Genomic DNA, 21,628 nt, shown 5'->3' with positions numbered 1-21,628 from the left:
TAGGAGATAAAAGATGAAGTTTGTAGGAGCAACAGTAGAAGAAGCAATCCAGAATGGACTTTTGGAATTAAATATTCCTCGTAAGAGAGCGCATATTACAGTGCTTGCACGTGAGAAAAAAGGATTCTTAGGATTTGGTAAAAAGCCTGCTCAAGTAGATATCGATGTCATCGATGAAACGACGGTTGTAAAAGCGAATCAAAAAGCAGTGCGTGGCGTTCCAAATGAAGTAAATAGTCTCAATGAACCCGTTAAAAGTGTTTCTGAAGCAACGATTGACCTTGGAAAGGTTGTCGCAGCAGTTAAAGAATTTGAAAAAACTGGTCAGCAGTTAGAAGATACGGTGAAAGCTAAAATCTTACAAAATAAGAAAGATGCAAAGACTATTCTAGCTGAGACAGGTCGTATCGAGATTATGAAAGATGAAGATATGACAGCAGGGACCGAAGTTGGGGGAGCTAAAGTAGAATCATTTGATGATTTAGATATTAAGATTGAGCAACAATATGATATTGATCAGGTGGTGACCGAAGTATCTGCTTACATCCAAGATATTTTAGATGATATGGATGTGGAGGCACGGATTGAAACCACACATAATCGCCGTACCATCAATCTTCAAGTGGATACCGATGAACCTGGACGCGTCATTGGCTACCATGGAAAGGTTTTGAAATCCTTGCAACTATTAGCTCAAAATTTCCTTTACAATCGTTACGAGCGTAATTTCTACGTGACTATTAACGTCAACGATTATGTAGAACATCGTGCTGAAGTCTTACAAGGCTATGCTCAAAAACTTGCTGAGCGAGTGCTTGAGGAGCAAGAAGCCTATCATACAGATCCAATGTCTAGCAGTGAACGTAAAATTATCCACCGGATCATTTCAAAAATGGATGGCTTGACTAGTTATTCAGAGGGCAGTGAACCAAATCGTTATGTGGTAGTTGATATTGAAGGAAAAAATGATTAGTGTTCATCAAAATATAGTCTTTTCGTTTGATTTTAGTACTAGGCAAGGAGCTGCAGGCCGTACTAGAGTACGACAAAGCGAGTGAACGAAGGAATAAAAGATAAGCTAAATAACTATAAAATCCAAACATTATAAATTCATCTTACGCACTGTTGAGGTTGGGATTTTTATCCCAACCTTGTCGGGTCGGGTTTAGAGTTGAAACGGTTTGATGTAGTTCAATCGAAAGCTTGGCGAAATTGAGGACTCTAAGTTAAAACAGAGGGCAGTCAAGAGAGTGGAGCTTGAGCTTAGGTATCAGCCTTGAAAAGACCAGAGGAGCGCATCCTCTGGTTTTTTCTTGAAAAAATTTTCTGTAGTATTTGGCAAATGATTTAATTTCGGACTTGTTAGACGAATGCTTTCTGTTATTTCCAAGACAACAAGTATCTACTGCTAAAAAGCAAAATAGCCTGTAAAATGAACATTTTTAGCCTACTATCGAGGAAAAACGAGTCAGTTAGAAGCCATACGGGAGGTGAAAAACATGTTCAAAAATGGCTCTAATCTGTAAAGAGAAAAGAGATATTTCCTGCCTTTGTCGTGGTTTCTGGACGAGTATAGCTTGACAAAGCAGAAAGAATCAGATAGAATAGTAAGGTATGTTTAGTAACTGATCAAAACTAGCCGGCTAAACGAATACAAAATCTATGAGGAGGTATTCATCGTGAAACGTACTTTTCAACCAAGTAAAATTCGTCGCGCACGCAAACACGGATTCCGTAACCGTATGTCAACTAAGAACGGCCGTCGCGTGTTAGCAGCTCGTCGTCGTAAAGGACGCAAAGTGCTTGCAGTGGCATAATAAAATGATAAAAAAGCCAGCAGAAACTCGAGTCTGTTGGTTTTTTTATGGGAAAAGCGGTATAATGGGAGTGAGATAGTACTGATACTCATTTAAAATCAACATTAGCATTTCTTACTACTTCCTCAAGTTGTGCGGACGGATACGGAGTTTCATTCCTAATTTTCGAGCTAAAGGTTTTGAAAATCCCGCCCTCAGCCACAAGGTATTTATTGCCGGGGATACCACTACGGCGGAAGTAGCCTTTTAGCTCACTATGTTCGCTTTCCCTTGAAAATTAGTTTAAAAATTCGCTATTTTAAGTATGAATACTCGTTAATGCCAACTTGAGACCCCGGCTAGCGTTAGCACCCAGCAATCGAAGCAGGTAGGTTTACGACCAATGAGATTGGTGCCTTAATATGTAAGTAAATGCCTTTTTCGAAGACGTTTCGTCTAGCAAATGCTTCTTTTTTTACATAGCTCGTAGGCTGTGTTCAATTAAACTAAGATACTAAGCCCGTAAAGAGCAAAGGAAACGTAATCGCTTTCTGCTCACCTAACGTTGATAAATACGTTCAACTATCCCAGCTATAAAGGTGGGGAGGGAGGACGACTTCCTTGATTTTATAGTTTAAACATGTAGGAGAAAAAGATGATTCAGATTTTTGATACCCATACCCACCTCAATGTCAAAGAGTTTGAGGGACGGATTGAGGAGGAGATAGCATCAGCCGCAGAAATGGGTGTGATTTCTATGAATGTGGTGGGCTTTGATGAGCCGACGATTAAACGTGCTTTGGATCTGGCAGAACGCTATGAGCAGATTTATGCGACCATTGGTTGGCACCCGACAGAGGCTGGTACCTACAACGATGAAGTGGAACAGCGTTTGCGCAGGCAGCTCAAGCATGACAAGGTGATTGCTCTGGGTGAGATTGGATTGGATTACCACTGGATGACAGCGCCGAAAGAGATACAGGAGCAAGTATTCTGTCGGCAGATTGCACTTGCAAAGGAAGTTGACCTGCCTTTTGTGGTCCATACCCGAGATGCCTTGGAGGATACCTATGCTATCATCAAGAGAGAGGGCGTAGGACCACGCGGTGGGATTATGCATTCTTATTCAGGTTCTCTCAAAATGGCAGAGCAGTTTATCGAACTTGGGATGACTATTTCATTTTCGGGTGTGGTCACCTTTAAGAAAGCAGTCGACATTCAAGAAGCGGCGGCTCATTTACCACTTGATAAGATTTTGGTGGAAACGGATGCGCCGTATTTGGCTCCTGTTCCCAAGCGCGGACGTGAGAATCATACCGCTTATACTCGCTATGTAGTAGATAAAATTGCAGCGCTTCGAGGCCTATCTATCGAGGAAGTCGCAAGTGCAACCTATGCCAATGCGCAAAAGTTATTTGGGTTGAGTGATTGAGATGAAACGTAAAATATCAGAAATCATTGTGGTTGAGGGGCGAGATGATACCGCTAATCTCAGACGATTTTACGAGGTGGAGACCTATGAAACTAGGGGGTCTGCGATTTCAGAGGACGACCTCGAGCGGATTCAACGTTTGAATGCCTTGCATGGAGTGATTGTCTTTACGGATCCGGATTTTAACGGTGAGCGGATTCGGAAGCTGATTATGGCAGCTGTTCCGAGTGCCAAGCACGCTTTTTTGAAACGTGCTGAAGCAACCCCTAGCTCTAAGAACAAAGGTCAGTCGCTCGGTATTGAGCATGCTTCTTTTGAAGATTTGGACAAGGCGCTTTCCCAGGTGCTAGGTGGCGCAAGTGAAGAAGGCTCGAGCTTTGACATCAGTAGGAGCGATTTGATTCGCCTTGGTTTTCTTGCAGGGTCAGATAGCCGCAAACGTAGGGAGTATCTTGGTGAACAACTCCGCATTGGCTATACGAATGGTAAGCAACTCTTAAAACGTCTTGAGATGTTTGGGATTTCGCTGGTTGAAGTAGAAAAGGTCATGAAAGGGTATGAGGACAATCATTGAGCGATAGGATCATTTCGTTTAGTTTTTATTACTTCGGAGATTGAGGAAACTTCGTTTCCCTATTTCCCGCCTGGGAGTGGGAAAGAACTCGATAGGTCAAAAAAAGAGTTGGGTTTTCCTTATTTCCTAAATTCTAGCTTGGGACTGAAACGGTCTGGGAATAGACTGTTTCACTGCCACCCCGCACAGCTCCAACAGTCAGAGCAGTGACTGTTGGAGGCTGGAAATGAAGCCAACGAGTTCGCATCAGTCGTAGAGGTCAGATGTGGAGTGTGAAACAGGAACAAATACGAGTAAAAAGCTCCAGTGGAGATTTTTAGCCTGTTCCCTTAAAATAAAAAGGAGCAGCAGTTCATTTCCAACTTTCAACGGCAGGATAGCCATTGAAGCCATCAACCACTGCATCAACGTCATTCGGTTCATAAAGTGAGAAAGTTGGGACTGTTTGCCCAGCCTCAGCAGTCTGAGCTCGTTGCCTCGTACTAAAAGTAAACAAAAAGACTATAACAGTTGTGAGTAATTCTCTTGAAGTAAAAGAATATATATAAGTAGAGTTAGCGTTCGTATGGAAGAAAGTTGGAGAAAGGTATGCATATTGCAGATTATAGTGTGACGCGCGCGATTTTAGAGCGTCATGGTTTTACGTTTAAGAAGTCGTTTGGTCAAAATTTTTTGACAGATACGAATATTTTACAGAAGATTGTGGATACAGCGGAGATTGATACATCAATCAATGTGATTGAGATTGGTCCTGGAATTGGTGCTCTTACGGAGTTTTTGGCGGAGCGGGCAGCGGAGGTTATGGCATTTGAGATTGATGAGCGTTTGATTCCGATTTTGGCAGATACGCTTCGAGATGTTGATAATGTGACCGTGGTCAATCAGGATATTTTAAAGACCAATTTGGAGGAGCATATCAAGCAGTTTAAGAATCCTAATCTACCGCTCAAGGTGGTAGCCAATCTTCCTTACTATATCACGACACCCATTTTGATGCACTTGATTGAGAGTGGCATTCCCTTTAGTGAATTTGTCGTGATGATGCAGCGTGAAGTGGCAGACCGCATTTCAGCAGAGGCGAATACCAAGGCTTATGGTAGCTTGTCGATTGCAGTACAGTATTATATGACAGCTAAAGTGGCCTTTATCGTGCCACGGACGGTCTTTGTGCCAGCACCGAATGTAGATAGTGCTATTTTGAAAATGACCAGACGAGCTGAGCCTGCAGTAGCAGTGACAGATGAGAAGTTCTTCTTTAAGGTGGCAAAGGCCAGCTTCACCCACCGCCGCAAAACCTTGTGGAATAATCTGACCAGCTATTTTGGCAAGGCGGACGATGTCAAGGAAACATTAGAGGTAGCGCTAGCAGCAGCAAACCTCCAACCCTCTGTCCGTGGTGAGGCCTTGACTTTGGAGGATTTTGCCCGATTGAGTGATGCTTTAAAGGCAGGTGGATTAGGGTAAACGTAATAAAAATACCGAGAAAGGTGCTAGGCCTTTCTCGGTATTTTTTATGAGTAGGTGTGAATCATGGTTTTCATCTTATCAGGCGAGAGAGTAATGGAGCGATACCCTCTTGGTAAAACACCGTAGCAATTATAGCCAGAAACATTTCCATAGATAAACCGATGGTTTAAGAAGAGGCCTTCGAAATTATTATCATGATCATGACCGCAAAAGATAGCATTGATATGCTGCTGATGCAAGATATGACTGAAGAGTCCGGTGTTTAATTTAGGGGCTGAAATACGAGGGTTCATTTCCCAATAGTGACCGTCGATAATATGCTCGCCAGCTTGTTCAAATTCAGGGAGAGGGATATGTAAAAATAAGAGGTCGTGGGTCAGATGTGGGTGTTTCTCCAAATATTGCTGGGCTGTTTCTTTGTACCAATTTACTTGCTCTAGGGACACCCAGTCATAGCTTTCGATGTCTAATAAAGCATCTACTCCAGAATCAATGAAATACAGTACATTGCTCAATTCTTGACCTTGATAGAGTTCAATAGTGAAGCATTCTTTATGCTGGCTATCGAAAAATACGTGAGACTTCGGTGCTAAATGCTGGAATAATTCTTGTTCTAAGGTATGCAGGTCTTGACGGGATAGGGATTGTTCAGAGTCATGATTTCCGTAGGTGATAGCTAGTGGGATGGGATACTGGTTAAAGATTTCTGCTAAGGCAATCAAGCCTTGTTGGGGGTCTTTTACACCATCGGACCAAATCAAATCACCTGTGATACAAATTAAATCAGCCGATGTTGTATCAAGGGTCGCTCGAATCTGTTCAAATGTTTGGAGATCTTCTTGGTTAAAAGGTGCCTCGCCGATATGAATATCGGTAAACTGTAAGATATTGAATGTGTCGTTTTGATAGGTGAGCATCAGGAATATCCTTTCATTAGAACCTGTATTCCTCCATGAGAGATAGGGGCAATTTGATTGAAAGAATGCAGGTGGTATCGTCAGTTCGTTTATCTTTTACTACTTCGTTCACTTACTTTGCCGTACTCTCGTACAGCCTGCAGCTCCTTGCCTAGTACTAAAAGCTATATATTGAAAAAAACAACTATCGTCATTTCGTTTATCTTTTATGACTTCGTTCACTCGCTTTGCCGTACTCCAGTACAGCCTGCAACTCCTTGCCGAGTACTAAAAAGTAAACTGAAAGACTATAATGGGCTGCGTAGTGGTTAAATAGTCTTGAATGGAGAGGGGAAGTGAGTACGATTTTTTAAAAATGTCCATGCTTTTACCATAACGAAGATTGGCTGAAAAATCAAGCTTACCAATAACATTTTTTTACCTAAAATTTGCAAAAGTTTGTTATTCGCTTTGTTGCAAGTCATTTTTGTATATGGTAGACTGGACACATATAAGGAAGCGTTTTCTGAAAATAGAAAGGAGATTTCTTGGTGAAAAGCGAAATCACAACGGTAGGCAGTGGAGAGATTCGGTTATCAAAGATTATTTTGGGATCGAGTGACTATCTGAAATTAAACAACATGCCCAAAGTCCATACGATGTTTGGAGCTTATGTAAATGCTGGCGGATTAGCTATTGATACCGCGCGCCATTATAGGGACAGTGAATCTGTCATTGGTGAATGGCTGAGGGAACAACCACGCTCAGCCTATACGATTATTACTAAGTGTTGTCACCCCGTTCGAGAAGCGCCCCATGCGCCGAGAGTTACCCCAGAGGATATTGTTCAAGATTTGACGACTAGTTTAGAAATGCTGGGTACTGACTATGTTGATATTTTATTGTTGCATCGAGATGATACCACTTATCCTGTCGGTCCCTTGATGGAGACGCTCAGTCAACTAGTAGATGAGCATAAAATCAAGGCCTTTGGAGTTTCTAACTGGACCTTGGACCGCATCAAGGAGGCTCTGGCTTATTGTGAGGAACATCAGTTGCATCCGATTACCTTTAACAGTCCCAATTTAAGCTTGGCTGCTGTCAACTGCCAACGTTGGGAAAATACAGTGACGGCTGATCAAGAAATGCTGGAGTGGCATAAGGTCAATCAATTTCCGTTGATTGCTTGGTCTGCACAGGCGGAGGGCTTTTTTGGTCATCGCTTTAAAAAAGAAGACGCTGCAGATCCAACCCTAAAAGAATTTGTAGATGTTTATTTTAATGAATTGAATTGGAAACGATTAGCTGTCTGCGATCGATTAGCACAGGAAAAGGGAGTAAAACCGATTCAAATCTCTCTAGCTTACGTATTACATCAACCATTTCCAGTATTTGCAACAATTGGTCCAGAAGAAGAATGGCAGCTTCAGGATTCGCTTGATGCATTGGACATTCACCTTTCAGATGAGGAAATGGAATCTTTAAGGAAAGGAGAGTAGAAGTTGATGGAGAGAAAGAAAATAGCGGTGCAACTTTATTCGGTTCGTAAGGAATTGGCTAAGGATCCAGATGAAACCTTTAAAGCATTAAAGGAAATTGGATTTGAAGCTGTGCAGTTGGATGGGATGCGTGGCCATTCTCCTCAGGAAATCAAGGCCTTAGTGGATCGATACGGTTTTGAGATTGCTGGAATGCACCTCAAGCATGACCGATTTTTTCATGATATCGATGGAATTATTGAAGAAGCTTTGCTATTTAACTGCAAAACAATTTATGATAAATACATTGATGATGAAGATCAGCATGTGGACGGCTATGTCAAGACCAAGCGACAGTTGCTACACGTTCAAGAGCAGTTAAAAGGGCTTGGTTTTCGTGTCGGCCTTCATTGTCCAGAGTATGACTTTAACAACCAGATAGACGGGGTAACGGTTTTAGACTATATTACTGCTCCAGCGTATGGTTTGGGACTTTATGCTGAACCAGATACGTATTGGATGTCTGTTGCAGGAAAAGATCCCGTGGAAGAGTTCAAAAAATTTTCTTATCGTGCTCCTATTGTACATCTGAAAGATTATAAAAAAGGGTATGATCCAAAAGATATGGACAATAACCTGACAGAGTTGGGTAGTGGCGATGTCCGTGTTGACGAGATTGTTCGCTGGGGAGAAGCAAATGGCGTAGAGTATTATTGTATTGAACAAGATTACTCAAAGATTGGAATGCTACAGAGCTTGGCTAAAAGTTTTGATTATTTAGTATCACTATAAAAAGAAAAGGATTACATATATGAAAAGTAGATTAAGATGGATGCTGATGAGTGGTGTATTGTTAGGAGGAGCCCTGCTTAGTGCTTGTAGCAGTAGCTCGCCAACAGCAAGCGATAAGGTATCACTATCGATTAACTATTACAATGGTGCCATTAGTGAGGCAGCTATTGAAAATGCTAAAAAGGCGTTTCCTGACTATGAATTGAATTTCAAGCAAATTCCAGCAAATGGAGATTTTGATACAAAATTAAAAGCCAGTCTTAATTCAAAGTCAGCTCCAGATATTACGGCAATTAATAGTAATATTGCAGATTATATTCCCTATAGTGACCGTTTTGTGAACTTGTTGGATTATGGTACAGCTGATTTGGCTCAGGAGTATGTGGAGTGGAAATGGGATTCCTGCTTTACCAATGACAAGTCAGTTCAGATTGCGATGCCGATTGACATTGGCCCAACAGCCCTTTTCTACAATGTCGAAGCCTTTAAAAAAGCCGGTTTGCCAACAGATGATAAGGCAGTCAGTGAACGATTGAGTAGCGATGAGAAGTATATGGAAGCGGCTAAGCAGATGAAAGAAAAAGCGGACATGCCCTTGTTCCAATCTTCTGTGTCTCTCTTTCAAGAACGCTATCGTGCGATGACCAAGCACATCTACGATAAAGATGGGAATCTGACCTACGCAGACGGTGAATTGAAAAAAGCTTGGGATTATGCTGTTATGGCAGAAAAAAATGGCTATACCCTTGGAGCAAAAGGAAATAGTGCAGAGGGTGCAAACTCTGTTCAACGAGGTTTATTTGGCGGTATGGTTGGAGCCTCTTGGGGCATCAATGACTTGGCAGAAAATGGAGCTGCTCCAGAGCAATGGCTAATTGCTAAATCACCATTCTTGCCTTCAAACTATGGCGGTTCTTATCTTGCAGTTATCAAGACAACTGCTCACCCCAAAGAAGCAGCAGATGTTGTTAAATACCTCACCAACGAAGAAAGTCAACGCGTAAACTATAAAGAATTAGCGCTTTTCCCATCACATAAAAAAGTTTTTGATGATGAGTTCGCAAATGTGAAGCATGAACTATTCGGTGATGAGCAGTATAATCATTATTTTATTGAATCTGCAAATGCTTTAGAGTATATTCCGTTTGATTCTCGTGAATCTGCTGCCTTTGAAGCTTTTGAAAATCAGCTCATTCTTGTTGCTGAACAAGGAAAGGATTCTGAACAAGCCTGGAATGATGCGAAGAAGAAAGTGGAAGAAATGTCTAAATAGTACTGTATAGTGCTTTGTTTTGGGAGTGAGAAAGCATGCAAGGAACCAAAAACGAATGTGCTCTCACTTCCTGATTTCTCGTTCGGGTTAACATCATTTATTGGACGATACTCGCTGTCTGATGACTACCTCGCCTCGCACAGTGGCAACAGTTGAGAAAGTTTGAGGGTGGAAATGGAGTGAACGGATTTGCGTCAACAGTAAATCTCAGTTCTTACCTCAAACAGTATCTCAGACTTTGAGGTAAGAACTGAGATGTTAATACGAACGTTGAGTAATGGGTCTGGACGTTCGTTCAGACTCAAAATGTAGGGCTTGTATTTACAAGTGAGGGGCATTGTCAGAAAATTACTTTTTTAAAAACGATGAATGCCCTAAAGTAAGTGTTGGATAAAAGTATTATCGTCATTTTCGTTTATCTTTTATAGTCATTTCGTTTATATTTTTATTACTTTGTTAGCTCGTCTTGCTGTACCATTGAGAAAAGTTACACTTTTCTTATCTGTCACTTGAAATAGTTATCAACTATTTCAACTACCTGCGACTCGTTGCCTAGTACTAAAAATAAACGAAACGGCTATATTACTTCGTTCACTCGCTTTGCCGTACTCTCGTACAGCCTGCAGCTCCTTGCCTAGTACTAAAAGCAAATGAAAAGACGATATATGGTGAATACAGGTTTTGTGCTTTCAGAGAAGAGATGAAAGGTAGGACGATGAGTAAGAAAATAGATGTTGACAGGTATGTTCCTTATCTTTTTATTTCCCCATTTTATATCTTATTTTTAATTTTTGGTCTCTTTCCCATTATTTTTGCAGGAATCTTAGCCTTTAATAAATGGGATGGTCTGGGAGAAATGAGATTTGTTGGATGGGGAAATTTTATCCGATTGATACATGATGCGGATTTTTACTTATCTGTGAAAAATACATTGGTGATTTGGGCAGTTGGAACCTTTCCGATGCTCCTCATTGCTTTAGTACTAGCATTTATGATCAATCTAAAGTTTGTGAAACATAAGGAATTGGTAAAGGCCATTTTCTTTTTACCAAATATCACCTCTGTTGTTGCAGTAACCATTTTGTTTGGTCTGATTTTTTCCAATTTAGACGGTCTGGCAAATAGTTTACTACAGTATATTGGGTTGTCACCAATAAAATGGGTTGCCTCAACATTTTGGGTTCGAATTGTCATCGCGCTGATTAATATTTGGATGTATCTGGGCTACAATACAATTATCTACCTGACCGGTATCACCAAGATTCCAAATGATTATTATGAAGCAGCCATCATGGATGGGGCGACCCATTTTCAAATTTTTCGTCACATTACCATTCCCCAATTAAAGCCGATTATTCTGTTTACAGTCATGATGTCAACGATTGGTGGTTTGCAGGTATTTTCAGAAGCCCAGGTGCTAGTACCGCAAGGGGCGACACCAGAGGGTGGCGCGATGACCATTGTCTATTACCTGTATAATACAGCGTTTTCGAATAATGATTATGGCTACGGGTCAGCGATTGCATGGGCCTTGGTGATCATTATTATACTCTTCTCATTAGTAAACTGGTATCTGACGACTTATCGTATCAAGGGAGAATAGGCATGGGAAATGCACCGTTTAGATTATTTGTGAGAATGTTTTTAGGAATTGGTGTGGTTGTATCCATTTTCCCATTTTACTGGATGTTGGTGATGGGAAGTAAGCAGAACAAGGAAATCTATCAGATTCCACCAAATCTACTACTAGGTTCTGAATTATTTCATAATATTGAGACTGTTTTTAAAGAAACGCCTTTCTTCCATTCGGTACTCAATACCCTCTTTATTGCGATTACATCAACTGTGCTTATCTTATTTTTTGATTCCTTGGCGGGCTTCTCCTTTGCAAAATTGACCTTTAAAGGTAAGGACTTCTTGTTTGCCTTTTTATTGGGAACCATGATGATTCCTGGGCAGCTAAACATTATACCCTCTTTCTATCTAATGGATAAGTTGGGCTGGGTTGGTTCGTATAAGGCACTCATTATTCCAGGTATGGCCAACGCCTTTGGGATTTTTTGGATTAAGCAATATTGTACAGATGCAATACCAGATAGTCTTATTGAATCCGCAACCTTAGATGGATGTTCAACTTTTAAAGTGTATGTTAAAATTGCGCTGCCGATTATGAAACCAGCCTTGGCTTTCTTAGCTCTCTATTCTTTTATGGGCTCGTGGAATGACTATATGTGGCCGTTGATTATTTTGAATGACGAATCAAAGTATACCCTGATGTTGGCGCTCACCCAGTTAAAAGGACTCTACACCGTCAATTATCCTTTGGTTATTACAGGAACGCTATTAGCAACCATTCCGCTGTTGGTTGTATTTGTTATCTTTAGTAGGCAGTTGATTGCAGGGATTACAGAAGGAGCTGTGAAGCAGTAGGTAAGGCGATGAAAGAAAAAGTCGTAGAATGGCAAGCAAAATTGATGGACATCATCATTGTGAGTGCACTTGCTGTGCTTGGTTTACTGACGATTATTGGAGGGGTGTATGGCTTATTGCTTGCGTTTGTATACCTAGCTCCTCTATCAGATAGTAAGTGGACCGTTGTGAAAGATAAAAAGGTTATTGCAGTTTGTATCGGGCTACAGTTTCTTGTTTATCTTTTCTTAGTCATTCTTTTATTGAACCTGCAGCTTCTTTCAGTTTTACCGAATGTTCTTGTCATTGTGAGTAGCTTTTTACTGACCGTATTGAGTATCGTTAGTTTTTCACTTCTGACGACAGGCATATGGCAATTAGCAAGGGGCTGTGCTCCATCTAGGGAGCTTCTCTATCAAGGGGTAAAAGGACTTATCGTAGGAGTTCCAAGCTGGATAGGATTATTTGCTTTGTTGTGCGTGGTAGGTGTTGCAGTGGTCATTTATCCGCCGTGTCTAGTGGTAGTAATAGGTAGTTTTCTTCAACTACTCAATAAGACAAGTGAGCAGGTGATATCAGGAAGAAGAGAGCGATAGTACTCTAAACAATCAGCAGCCTATTTTGTAACTTGCCGTGCGACCGTCATCTTTTTCTAGTCTTCTGTTGATTTTCATTGAGTATAAGGAGGAGTGCCATGAAATTGACCCAGCGTGAAATTGATCTACTCCGGTTTATTTTGGAACAAAAAGATGGGCTGAAAATCGCGAACATTCGCCAAAGATTGGGCTTGTCTGATAATCAAATTCGCTATACCCTAGGGAAAATCAATCGCTTTTTACGAACCAGAAAAGTAAGTTTGTTAAAGGTGGAGAAGGACTGTATCTTGATTGGAGATCGAGAAAGAATCCTAGAAGAATTTACTTTTTTTGTATCTCATACGACGCCGGGGCAGTTTAAATTTACACCCCAGCAAATGGAATATTTCATTTTATTGAAATTACTCATTGCAGATGATTATATTCCGATTAATTATTTTACAAAAGTGCTAGGTTCTTCCAGAACTAGCATTGTCAACCTGCTTGAAAAAGTGAAGAAAAGGTGTGCAATAGAAGCGATTCAGCTGGACTACGTATTGAGACGGGGATATCGTGTACCAGAATACAGCTTTAAGCGGTTTGCTTTCTTTGTATCTATCTTAAAAAAATTAATCAATATCCGAGAAATCTACAGTTTTTATTACAAGGATACCGTCTATTCTAAAGTTGGTGATCTGGTTTTCTTTGATATTTTTGAATTAGATCTACTCTTTGAAGCCTTAGAAAAAACGATTGAATATTCTAAAACAGTAGATGATCAGCTGGATGATACATCCTTTTTGAATATGATGATTCTAAACTATAAATTGATAAGGGTGCAAAAAGAGCTTCCGGATTTGACTCAATCAGAGAGAATGGAGCAGTTGACCCAGTTCTTATCTAGTTTAGAGATGAATCACGAACAAAAAGCTGACGACTTACAGTTGGCACAAGATCTGCTTGTTTATCTTGAGACGAAAATCACCTCGTCGTTGCGACTGGTCACATCACGCCATACGACAGAAGTATTGATTGGGCATCTCCAGCGGTTTATTGTACGCCAAAAGCAAGGTACTCCGATACAAGATGTTAATTTAGATTTTGTCAAAATGTATCCGGAGCTGTTTCATCTTATTTTGACTGCCCTCCGTTCTTATAAGGGACAGATATTTCAATATGTGACTGCTTCAGAAGCTGCCTTGGTGACCCTTTATTATATCAATGGCCTAGATGAACTCCCAGTAGTGGAACCATTCTGCCCGCGGATTCTTATTATTTGTGCAGAGGGCCGTGCTATTTCAAGTATTTTGAAAGGGAGAATTGCCTACTTTGTAGAGGAGGCTTATATTGATACTATAGCAGTCTTCGAATTTCAGCCGAAACAGATTCAAGATTATGATTATATTATGACAACGATTAAATTACCGGAGGTGGAATCAGAAAAAGTTATCTATATAGAAAATGCCTTTTCAGATGTCTTTCTGCAGCAGATACAGAAGCTATTGACAGCACAAGTGCGCTTAGCTCCATCACGTGATGTAACCAAGCTTTCGTATATCATGGAGGTTCTTGCGGAAGAATTGGGAGACCATATTCAGATGGATCGGATAGAAGCGAAGATTATCAACATTTTGTCAACGAATGTTGTTGAGAAACCGTCGCTTCCTTCGCCTGATTTTCTATTTGATCCGACGATGCTGGTCTATCATCAAGAACACGAGAAATTGGAATGGCGGGAAGCTGTACAGCTTAGCTCAGAATGCTTACTAGAGAACGGAAGCATTGAAGCAAGCTATATCCGAAAAATGATTTATAATATCGAACAATTCGGGCTATACATGGTTATTGCTCCCGGTGTGATGTTAATCCATGCTGGTGCAGAAGATGGCGTGAGGCAAAATGGACTGAGTATGCATGTTTTTCAAGAGCCAGTCATTTTCCCGTCCATAGATGGGATGCCCATACAAGTCATCATCGTTGTCGCGATGGATAAGCACAGTTCCTATTTGGTGATTGAAAGTCTTATCCATTGGATTACACAGGAGGAAACCTTATTTACGCTACGCGACAGTAGCAATCGCTTGAAATGTATCCAAAAAATAAATACTTTGTTAGGAAAAAATGAGGGAAGACGATGAACGAAATTTCTTTTGAATTGATTTCAAAAGCAGGTACTGCTTTTTCGCTACTAATAGAGGCGTTGCGGGAAGCTAGACAACACCATTTTGAGAGTGCAGAACAAAAAAGGCAGGAAGCAGAGCAACTGATGAATGAAGCTCATAATCTGCAAACCCAGTTGATTGTGAAAGAGATGAACGGAGAGGAGAACCAAGTGAATGTATTGTTGATTCATGCTCAAGGGACGCTGATGAATACAATCTTGATGTCCACTGTTGTCGAAGAATTTATATTGTTTTATAAAAAAGGAGAATAAAATGGAAAGACTAGCAATTTGTTTGGCTTGCAATTTGGGAGCCTCTACCAGTATACTCGTCAGTAAAATGCAAACCATCGTGGAAGCGAGTCAGAAGCTATCAAGCAAGAATGTGATGATTGAGGCAGTGCCAGCAGGTAGTATTGATGGGAAGATGTTAGAGACATATCAAGTTATTTTATTAGGACCTCAGATTGGTCACCGAAAAGAAGAAATTGAAGAGAAAGCGCGACCTTATCATGTGCCAGTGGCTGTGATTGATGCAGCCGATTACGGAACCATGAATGCTGCTAATATTTTAAGAGAAGCCATTTACTTGATAAAGACCAATTCATCTGAGGGATAAAGAGTGTTAGTAAATCAATTTCACCGTATGCTTGAGCGATTTCAGAGATTGATTCTCCCTGTGGTTGCTAAGCTTGAAAAAAATAGCTGGTTTCAAAGTTTAAAGCAATGCTTTTTGCAATTAAATGTTTTGATGATGACCATGTCTGCTCTTGCGGCAGTTAAAGTAGTAAATCATTCTTGGATACATCACCAGTTGCTTGACCAAGTGACGACGGAATTATTAGGGCTGATAACGCAACATTTTTCATGGATTTTTATGATTTTACTAGCCTACTTGGTAGCTCAAGATTTCACAAAACCCCTATTGTATTGCTGCTGTGCTATCGTCTTCTTTCTATTAAATGGAGCAGGTGGGTCAGCTTCTACCGGACTTCCTATAGCGTTTATCTCACTTCTTATCAGTACAGGTATCGCCTATATTTATCAGAGAGTGTTTTTTCAGTTTCTGTGTTCGCGCTCGTTGTCCTTACCGATGAAAGGGCTTGACTACTTGTGCCAGATGCTCTATCTTGTCATAGTATTTGGTGGCTTGTGGGGAGTAGTGCAGTGGTTATCGTCCTACTCGATCGTTTCTTATCTTGCATATTGGACGCTGGATCACCCGCTAGTCATCTTTCTCATCGTATTTTTTGAGATGCTCCTCTGGTACATTGGTATGAATGGCTACGGTGTTTTAGCTCCTTTTGTGCTCTTTTTTGCAATCAATCATTTTCAAGCAAATCTCGTAGCAATTACGGAAGGGAGAATTCCTGCACATATCTTTACGCCGAACTTGTGGGATTATTTTTTCAGCATGACAGGTTCGGGGCTAACAGGAGCCATGGTTATTCTGTCCTTGCTCAGTTCTAACAAGACTATTAAAGAGGTAGGGAAAGCAGCGGTTTCGGGGATGTTTTGGTCTGTGTCAGAGCCAATTATCTTCGGTATTCCTGTGGTGATGAATCCTTATTTGTTTATTCCCTTTGTTATTGGGACACCGCTTTTAGCCGTATTTCAATGGTTTGTTTTCCGACAAGGTTGGGTCAATCCGCCCCTCTTTTTTGTAGCAGATCTCCCACTCCCACTAGCCCCTTTTCTTGCGACCTTGGATATTCGCTCCTTGGTGCTAGTTGCTGTTGTTTTGCTACTTGCTACCGTGATGTATTATCCATTTTTTAAAGCCTATGAAAAGAATGTTCAGGAAAAAGTAGAAGAGGATCGCTATGCAGAGTTAGAGCTAGATTTTTAAAAGAGGTAGATGAGAGTTTTCGTCAATCTTACCCTCTATAAAATACCAAAATCTGACGGAGCAGGGACACTAAAACGTAGAACGAAAGTTCAATAAGGGGATGCTAACGCTGTTTAAGGTTGATTTTCGCAGAGTATAGTCATTTCGTGTACTTCGTTCACTTGCTTTGCCGTACTTCAGTACAGCAGCTCGTTGCCTAAACTTACAAGACTATATAACGACGCAAGAGGTGGAGGCTTGATGAGGATTAGTTGGAAACCACTTGTACGATAGCAGTGTGCTTGTTCCGGGATTGTGTAGTTCTTGGGCTTTGTCGGTCTGTCTAGGAGGTTGTGCCAGGTGTTTGGTTTATAGCAGTATTGGACATGCTGATGAAGCAGGAAAAAGAAAAGTTTCAAGGAGTTCCCAAATGAGTTTATTTTATCGAACAGAAAAGCTACGTGCGCGAATAAATGAGTTAGAAAATTATCGCTTCCACACGATTTACACGATTCCAGAATGGAAATTATTGGAAGATGAGACCAAGCAAGAGAAATATCCTCCCTCTCCATTTTCAAATAGTGTTTCTTTTGTGTTAGGAGATAGGTGGAAAGGGAGGGATTATTATTTGTGGATTCAACAAGAAATAATAATACCCGATGAGGAGAACCTCTATCTATACTTGGATTTTGGTCACACTGGTGGTGGTTATAATTCAGGTTTTGAATCCCTTTTATTCATTAATCGAGAGATTTATCAAGGAGTTGATTCCAATCATAAGGAAGTTAAGCTAGCAGAAAGCTATCGCAATCAGACCATTACAGTTTCACTCAAGTTGTGGTCAGGCTTAGAAGGTGGTGGCGAAGAAAAAATCCAGACACACGAATTTCGAAGAGCTGCCGTATGTCGTCTGAACCGTTCGGTAGATGGACTTATTTGCTATGCGGATATGCTACACAAGACAATGGCAGAGCTAGGTGAAACGAATCCCCTGTATCATCGCTATTCTATCCTTTTGAATCAGACTTTCCAGTTTCTTGATTGGTCAGAACCAGGTAGTGAGACCTTTCATCAATCGGTAGAGGCTGCATATCGCTATCTAAAAACAGAGCTTCAATCCATGTCCAAAGATAGTCCGATTACGGTGACAACGATTGGTCATACCCACATTGATGTGGCCTGGTTGTGGAGATTAAAACATACCCGAGAAAAGGCGGCCAGAAGCTTTGCAACGGTACTACGTTTAATGGAAGAGTACCCCGACTATATTTTCTTACAGACCCAGCCACAGCTCTATCAATTTATCAAAGAAGATTATCCAGAACTCTTTGATAAAATCAAGGAACGTGTGGCTGAGGGTCGCTGGGAAGTCGATGGAGCTATGTGGCTCGAAGCCGATTGTAATATTCCATCCGGTGAATCCTTGACCAGACAAATATTACATGGCTCCCAGTTCATTCGAAATGAATTTCAAAAAGAGGTTCACTATCTTTGGTTGCCGGATGTGTTTGGTTACTCATGGGCCTTGCCACAAATCCTGAAAAAAAGTGGTATCGATACGTTTATGACGACCAAAATCAGTTGGAATCAGTTTAATCGAATGCCCCATGATACCTTTATTTGGAAAGGGTTGGACGGTTCGGAGGTCTTGACGCATTTTATTACCACACCTGAGCCAGGGGAAGAAAATGAATGGGAATCTAATTGGTATTATACCTACAATGGTGAACTAGAACCTGAGACCGTTCTGGGGGTCTATGAAGCCTATCGAGATAAAAATATTAACCAAAACCTGCTCATCTCCTATGGGTTTGGAGATGGTGGTGGTGGTGTTACGCGAGACATGCTAGAAAAACGCAGGGTCATGGATCAATTACCTGGTTTGCCCTATGTTAAAACAGGGCGGGCAGATGATTATTTTGCAACCTTGCAAGAAACCTTTAAGCAGACTTCGCAATATATTCACACCTGGGACGGAGAGCTCTACCTCGAGTACCATAGAGGAACCTATACCTCCCAAGCTTTTGTGAAAAAGATGAATCGGCAATGTGAGCTATTCCTACGTAGATTGGAGTACCTCTTCTCATTGCTAGACATGAAAGGATATGCCAACTATCCCCAAAAGGAACTGTATACCTTGTGGGAAACAGTTCTCAGAAACCAATTTCATGATATTATACCAGGTTCTTCAATTAGAGAGGTCTATCAAGATTACCGACTGGAAATGGGGCAAGTAGTTGAGAGATGTCATCGATTGCTCAGTGGAGTACGAATGTCTTCAAGTGCTATGACGGTCTGTAACACGAGTACGTGGGAGCGAACGTCTATCCTAGAGCTCCCCCTAGCTCCTTTAGGATACAACTACATCGATTCTGCAGGAAAGCCCTTGTTGAGCTTCAATGCAGAGGATAAGACCTATGCTTTGATAGAAGCCCTCCCGGCTTATGCTTCTGAAATTGTGCAACTATCGGAAACGCCAGAAACAGGTGAGCCAATTCGAGCAGCAGCTACCGTTGCTCTATCTTCTATTGAGAATGAATGGTATCAGATTCAATGGAATGAAGAGGGGCATTTGACACAGATTTATGACAAAGAGCATCAGAAAGAAGTGTTGGCAGGAAAAGGAAATGTCTTCCAGCTATTTGAAGACAAGCCGATGAATTTTGATGCTTGGGATATTGATATTTTCTACCAGGAAAAGCATCGTGTATTGGTAGCAGAGAGTGTTGAAGCCCTCCCGACCAATCCGTTATATGATAGCGTTCGCTTCTGCTATCGCTTTGGGAAATCAACCCTTGTCCAGGAGATGAGACTATATCATCATACGAAACGGATTGACTTTGTGACAGAAGTTGATTGGCAAGAGCGTCAACAGTTACTGAAAGTTAAATTTGATGTCAATGTTCGCAGTACGTATGCAACCTATGATATTCAATATGGAAATGTACGTCGTGCAACGAACTGGAATACGAGTTGGGAGCTGGCTAAATTTGAGTCTGTTGTTCATCAGTGGGTTGATCTATCGCAGAGAGATTACGGGGTGAGCCTGCTCAATGATTCCAAATATGGTTGTGATGTCAAAGGACAAACCCTACGCCTGAGTTTGTTAAAAGGGGCTATTTTCCCAGACCCGATAGCCGATATTGGCAGTCATCAGTTTACCTATAGTCTATATCCACATAGGGGTGATTTTATCGAAGGAGAAACGGTGAAAGAGGCTTGGGAAATCAACGATCCATTAGGAGTTGTGGAGGCTGCTGTTGAAATGCCGCAGATGACTATGACAAGTGGGGCTCATGTGTTCATGGATACCTTGAAAAAAGCTGAAGATGGAAATGGTTATATTTTTCGTTTCCACGAGTATGCTGGAGGAACAGACTACCTTGAACTTTTATTTGAGAATAGTCAGTGGTGGCAGGAGGTTGATTTGTTGGAACGACCAATCGGTGCCAAGCACCAAGGAACCATTGTGCTGACAATGCAACCATATGAGATTAGGACAGTTCGTATTGGCATGAGTCAGGAGAATAAAGATGACACATCACAACACCAATCTATTTTCAACGAATAGCGAGGGCAGGTGTGGAGTTCGTCTGGTATGTCAATCAAAAAATAACAGAGAGAGCGATAATCAGTTGAAGTCGATGAGCAGAGAGCCAGGCTTGAAATGATGTTTGTGATAGTATAGTCATTTCGTTTCTATTTTTTATTCCTTCGTTCACTCGTCTTGCTGTACCATTGAGAAAAGTTACACTTTTCTTATCTGTCACTTGAAATAGTTATCAACTATTTCAACTACCTGCGACTCGTTGCCTAGTACTAAAAATAAACGAAACGGCTATACCACACGGGAGAACCGGCTTATCATTTAATGGTGCCACAGAGGGACGAAATGCAACAAATCTATCTAGGTAGTGAGAAGTGGAGGTAGAAGATGATTACAGTAGCGACCTATAATATAAAAAATGCCTGTCCTGTTGCAGTAGCAGAACATAATTGGGTACATCGAAAAGAAAGCATGATGCAGTTGATTCGTTCTAGAAACTGGGATATTGTAGGATTACAAGAAGTAACTGAGGAACAATGGCAGGATTTTGCGGACCTTGAAGAATTTGAACGGCTAGGAACGGTTCGTGATACGGAAGAATATGGGGAGTACAATCCAATCCTATTTCGTAAGGTCAAGTACCGATGTCTAGAGAGCCATACTTTCTGGTTATCTCCTACTCCTCAGATGATGTCTAAAGCGGATTGTTGGAATGCAGCTTGTTTTCGGATTGCAACTTGGGCCTTGCTAGAGGACAAGCAGTCGGGAAAGGAGATATTGGTGATCAATACTCACTTTGACCATGTAAGCCCTTTGGCTAGGGAGGAGTCAGCTAAGCAGGTGCTTGATTTTGTCAAATCCCAGTCTTATCAGGAGATCATTTTAATGGGGGATTTGAATGCGACACCAGCTGAAGCCTGTTATCCTATTTTGTGTCAGCACTTTCGTGATGTGAGTGTGGTTGCTGAGCATTGTTGGGGTCCTGAAGGAAGTTTCATCGATGAAGATTTTCCAGAAGATATTGAGGGGAAACAGCTAGAAAAAATTGACTATATATTTGTCTCGGGACAATTCGCCATTCCAAATACTGAGATTGTGGCAGAAAAAAGAGGCCCCTTTTACCCGTCTGATCATCTTCCCCTGGAGTGTCACTTGATTCAGCTCTAAAGAGGCTGCATAAAAGGAATACGGAAAGTGATTTGATTGCTTTCCGTATTTCTCTGCTTTGAAATCTCTGTTCTCATCTCCAAAACCAACTATTTCGCTCGATTTTTGTTATAATAGGAGCAGGCATACTTGATGAAACAGTGTTTTATAGTCATTTCGCTTATATTTTTATTACTTCGTTCACTCGTCTTGCTGTACCATTGAGAAAAGTTCCACTTTTCTTATCTGTCACT

The 21,628-nt window shown here is 41.1% G+C and carries 18 protein-coding genes; 17 read left to right on the top strand and 1 reads right to left on the bottom strand.

From position 1 onward, the window contains the following. Positions 1-13 precede the first annotated feature (13 nt). The 5 genes from jag to rsmA all read left to right on the top strand — a co-directional run bounded on the left by jag (position 14) and on the right by rsmA (position 5,266). Entirely contained in the window at positions 14-973 is a 960-nt protein-coding gene (gene jag / locus E4T79_RS05860) for an RNA-binding cell elongation regulator Jag/EloR (protein ID WP_135028575.1), read from the top strand. Between the two features lie 706 nt (positions 974-1,679). Beyond that, positions 1,680-1,817: a 50S ribosomal protein L34 gene (rpmH, locus tag E4T79_RS05850; protein ID WP_018368178.1), complete on the top strand. Its 138-nt coding sequence runs from the start codon at positions 1,680-1,682 to the stop codon at positions 1,815-1,817. Between the two features lie 634 nt (positions 1,818-2,451). Beyond that, complete coding sequence (locus tag E4T79_RS05845) at positions 2,452-3,228, top strand: TatD family hydrolase (protein ID WP_135028571.1); 777 nt, start codon at positions 2,452-2,454, stop codon at positions 3,226-3,228. A gap of 1 nt (position 3,229) precedes the next feature. Further along, positions 3,230-3,802: a ribonuclease M5 gene (gene rnmV / locus E4T79_RS05840; protein WP_135028569.1), complete on the top strand. Its 573-nt coding sequence runs from the start codon at positions 3,230-3,232 to the stop codon at positions 3,800-3,802. A 588-nt stretch (positions 3,803-4,390) separates the two neighbouring features. After that, positions 4,391-5,266 carry a 16S rRNA (adenine(1518)-N(6)/adenine(1519)-N(6))-dimethyltransferase RsmA gene (gene rsmA, locus E4T79_RS05835; protein ID WP_135028567.1) on the top strand — a complete coding sequence of 292 codons (876 nt, stop codon included), beginning with the start codon at positions 4,391-4,393 and terminating at the stop codon, positions 5,264-5,266. Positions 5,267-5,313: 47 nt separating this feature from the next. Here the strand turns inward: rsmA and E4T79_RS05830 are convergent, their stop codons facing one another. Continuing rightward, positions 5,314-6,186, bottom strand: a complete 873-nt coding sequence (locus tag E4T79_RS05830; protein WP_228063802.1) for a metallophosphoesterase family protein — start codon at positions 6,184-6,186, stop codon at positions 5,314-5,316. A gap of 530 nt (positions 6,187-6,716) precedes the next feature. On the opposite strand from E4T79_RS05830, the gene E4T79_RS05825 reads away from it, so the two are divergent. The 12 genes from E4T79_RS05825 (at position 6,717) to E4T79_RS05770 (ending at position 21,395) form a co-directional block, all read left to right on the top strand. Beyond that, a complete protein-coding gene (locus E4T79_RS05825; protein ID WP_245168060.1) occupies positions 6,717-7,664 on the top strand; it encodes an aldo/keto reductase in 948 nt (315 codons plus the stop codon). Between the two features lie 6 nt (positions 7,665-7,670). After that, the gene (locus tag E4T79_RS05820) at positions 7,671-8,435 is read left to right on the top strand and encodes a sugar phosphate isomerase/epimerase (protein WP_135028565.1); all 765 of its coding nucleotides are present in this window, start codon (positions 7,671-7,673) and stop codon (positions 8,433-8,435) included. A 19-nt stretch (positions 8,436-8,454) separates the two neighbouring features. After that, positions 8,455-9,708 (top strand): ABC transporter substrate-binding protein, encoded by a 1,254-nt coding sequence (locus E4T79_RS05815; RefSeq protein ID WP_135028563.1) that lies wholly within the window; start codon positions 8,455-8,457, stop codon positions 9,706-9,708. A gap of 715 nt (positions 9,709-10,423) precedes the next feature. Next, positions 10,424-11,311: a sugar ABC transporter permease gene (locus tag E4T79_RS05810; protein WP_135028560.1), complete on the top strand. Its 888-nt coding sequence runs from the start codon at positions 10,424-10,426 to the stop codon at positions 11,309-11,311. Positions 11,312-11,313: 2 nt separating this feature from the next. After that, positions 11,314-12,138: a carbohydrate ABC transporter permease gene (locus E4T79_RS05805; protein ID WP_135028558.1), complete on the top strand. Its 825-nt coding sequence runs from the start codon at positions 11,314-11,316 to the stop codon at positions 12,136-12,138. Between the two features lie 8 nt (positions 12,139-12,146). Continuing rightward, positions 12,147-12,713, top strand: coding sequence for a hypothetical protein (locus E4T79_RS05800; RefSeq protein WP_135028556.1), 567 nt, complete (start codon positions 12,147-12,149; stop codon positions 12,711-12,713). Between the two features lie 98 nt (positions 12,714-12,811). Continuing rightward, entirely contained in the window at positions 12,812-14,830 is a 2,019-nt protein-coding gene (locus E4T79_RS05795) for a PTS sugar transporter subunit IIA (RefSeq protein ID WP_135028553.1), read from the top strand. Further along, a complete protein-coding gene (locus tag E4T79_RS05790) occupies positions 14,827-15,126 on the top strand; it encodes a PTS lactose/cellobiose transporter subunit IIA (RefSeq protein WP_135028551.1) in 300 nt (99 codons plus the stop codon). Before E4T79_RS05795 ends, E4T79_RS05790 begins: the two co-directional genes overlap by 4 nt. Before the next feature lies 1 nt (position 15,127). After that, positions 15,128-15,472, top strand: a complete 345-nt coding sequence (locus E4T79_RS05785) for a PTS sugar transporter subunit IIB (RefSeq protein ID WP_135028549.1) — start codon at positions 15,128-15,130, stop codon at positions 15,470-15,472. A gap of 3 nt (positions 15,473-15,475) precedes the next feature. Then, positions 15,476-16,702 (top strand): PTS transporter subunit EIIC, encoded by a 1,227-nt coding sequence (locus tag E4T79_RS05780; RefSeq protein WP_135028547.1) that lies wholly within the window; start codon positions 15,476-15,478, stop codon positions 16,700-16,702. Between the two features lie 409 nt (positions 16,703-17,111). Beyond that, entirely contained in the window at positions 17,112-20,252 is a 3,141-nt protein-coding gene (locus E4T79_RS05775; RefSeq protein WP_135028545.1) for an alpha-mannosidase, read from the top strand. 363 nt (positions 20,253-20,615) lie between these two features. Continuing rightward, positions 20,616-21,395, top strand: coding sequence for an endonuclease/exonuclease/phosphatase family protein (locus tag E4T79_RS05770; protein ID WP_135028543.1), 780 nt, complete (start codon positions 20,616-20,618; stop codon positions 21,393-21,395). The last annotated feature ends 233 nt before the right edge of the window (positions 21,396-21,628 follow it).

This window comes from Streptococcus sp. LYSM12, assembly GCF_004569635.1.
In the GTDB taxonomy this organism is placed as follows: Bacteria; Bacillota; Bacilli; order Lactobacillales; family Streptococcaceae; genus Streptococcus.
This window is presented reverse-complemented; position numbering and strand designations above follow the sequence as displayed.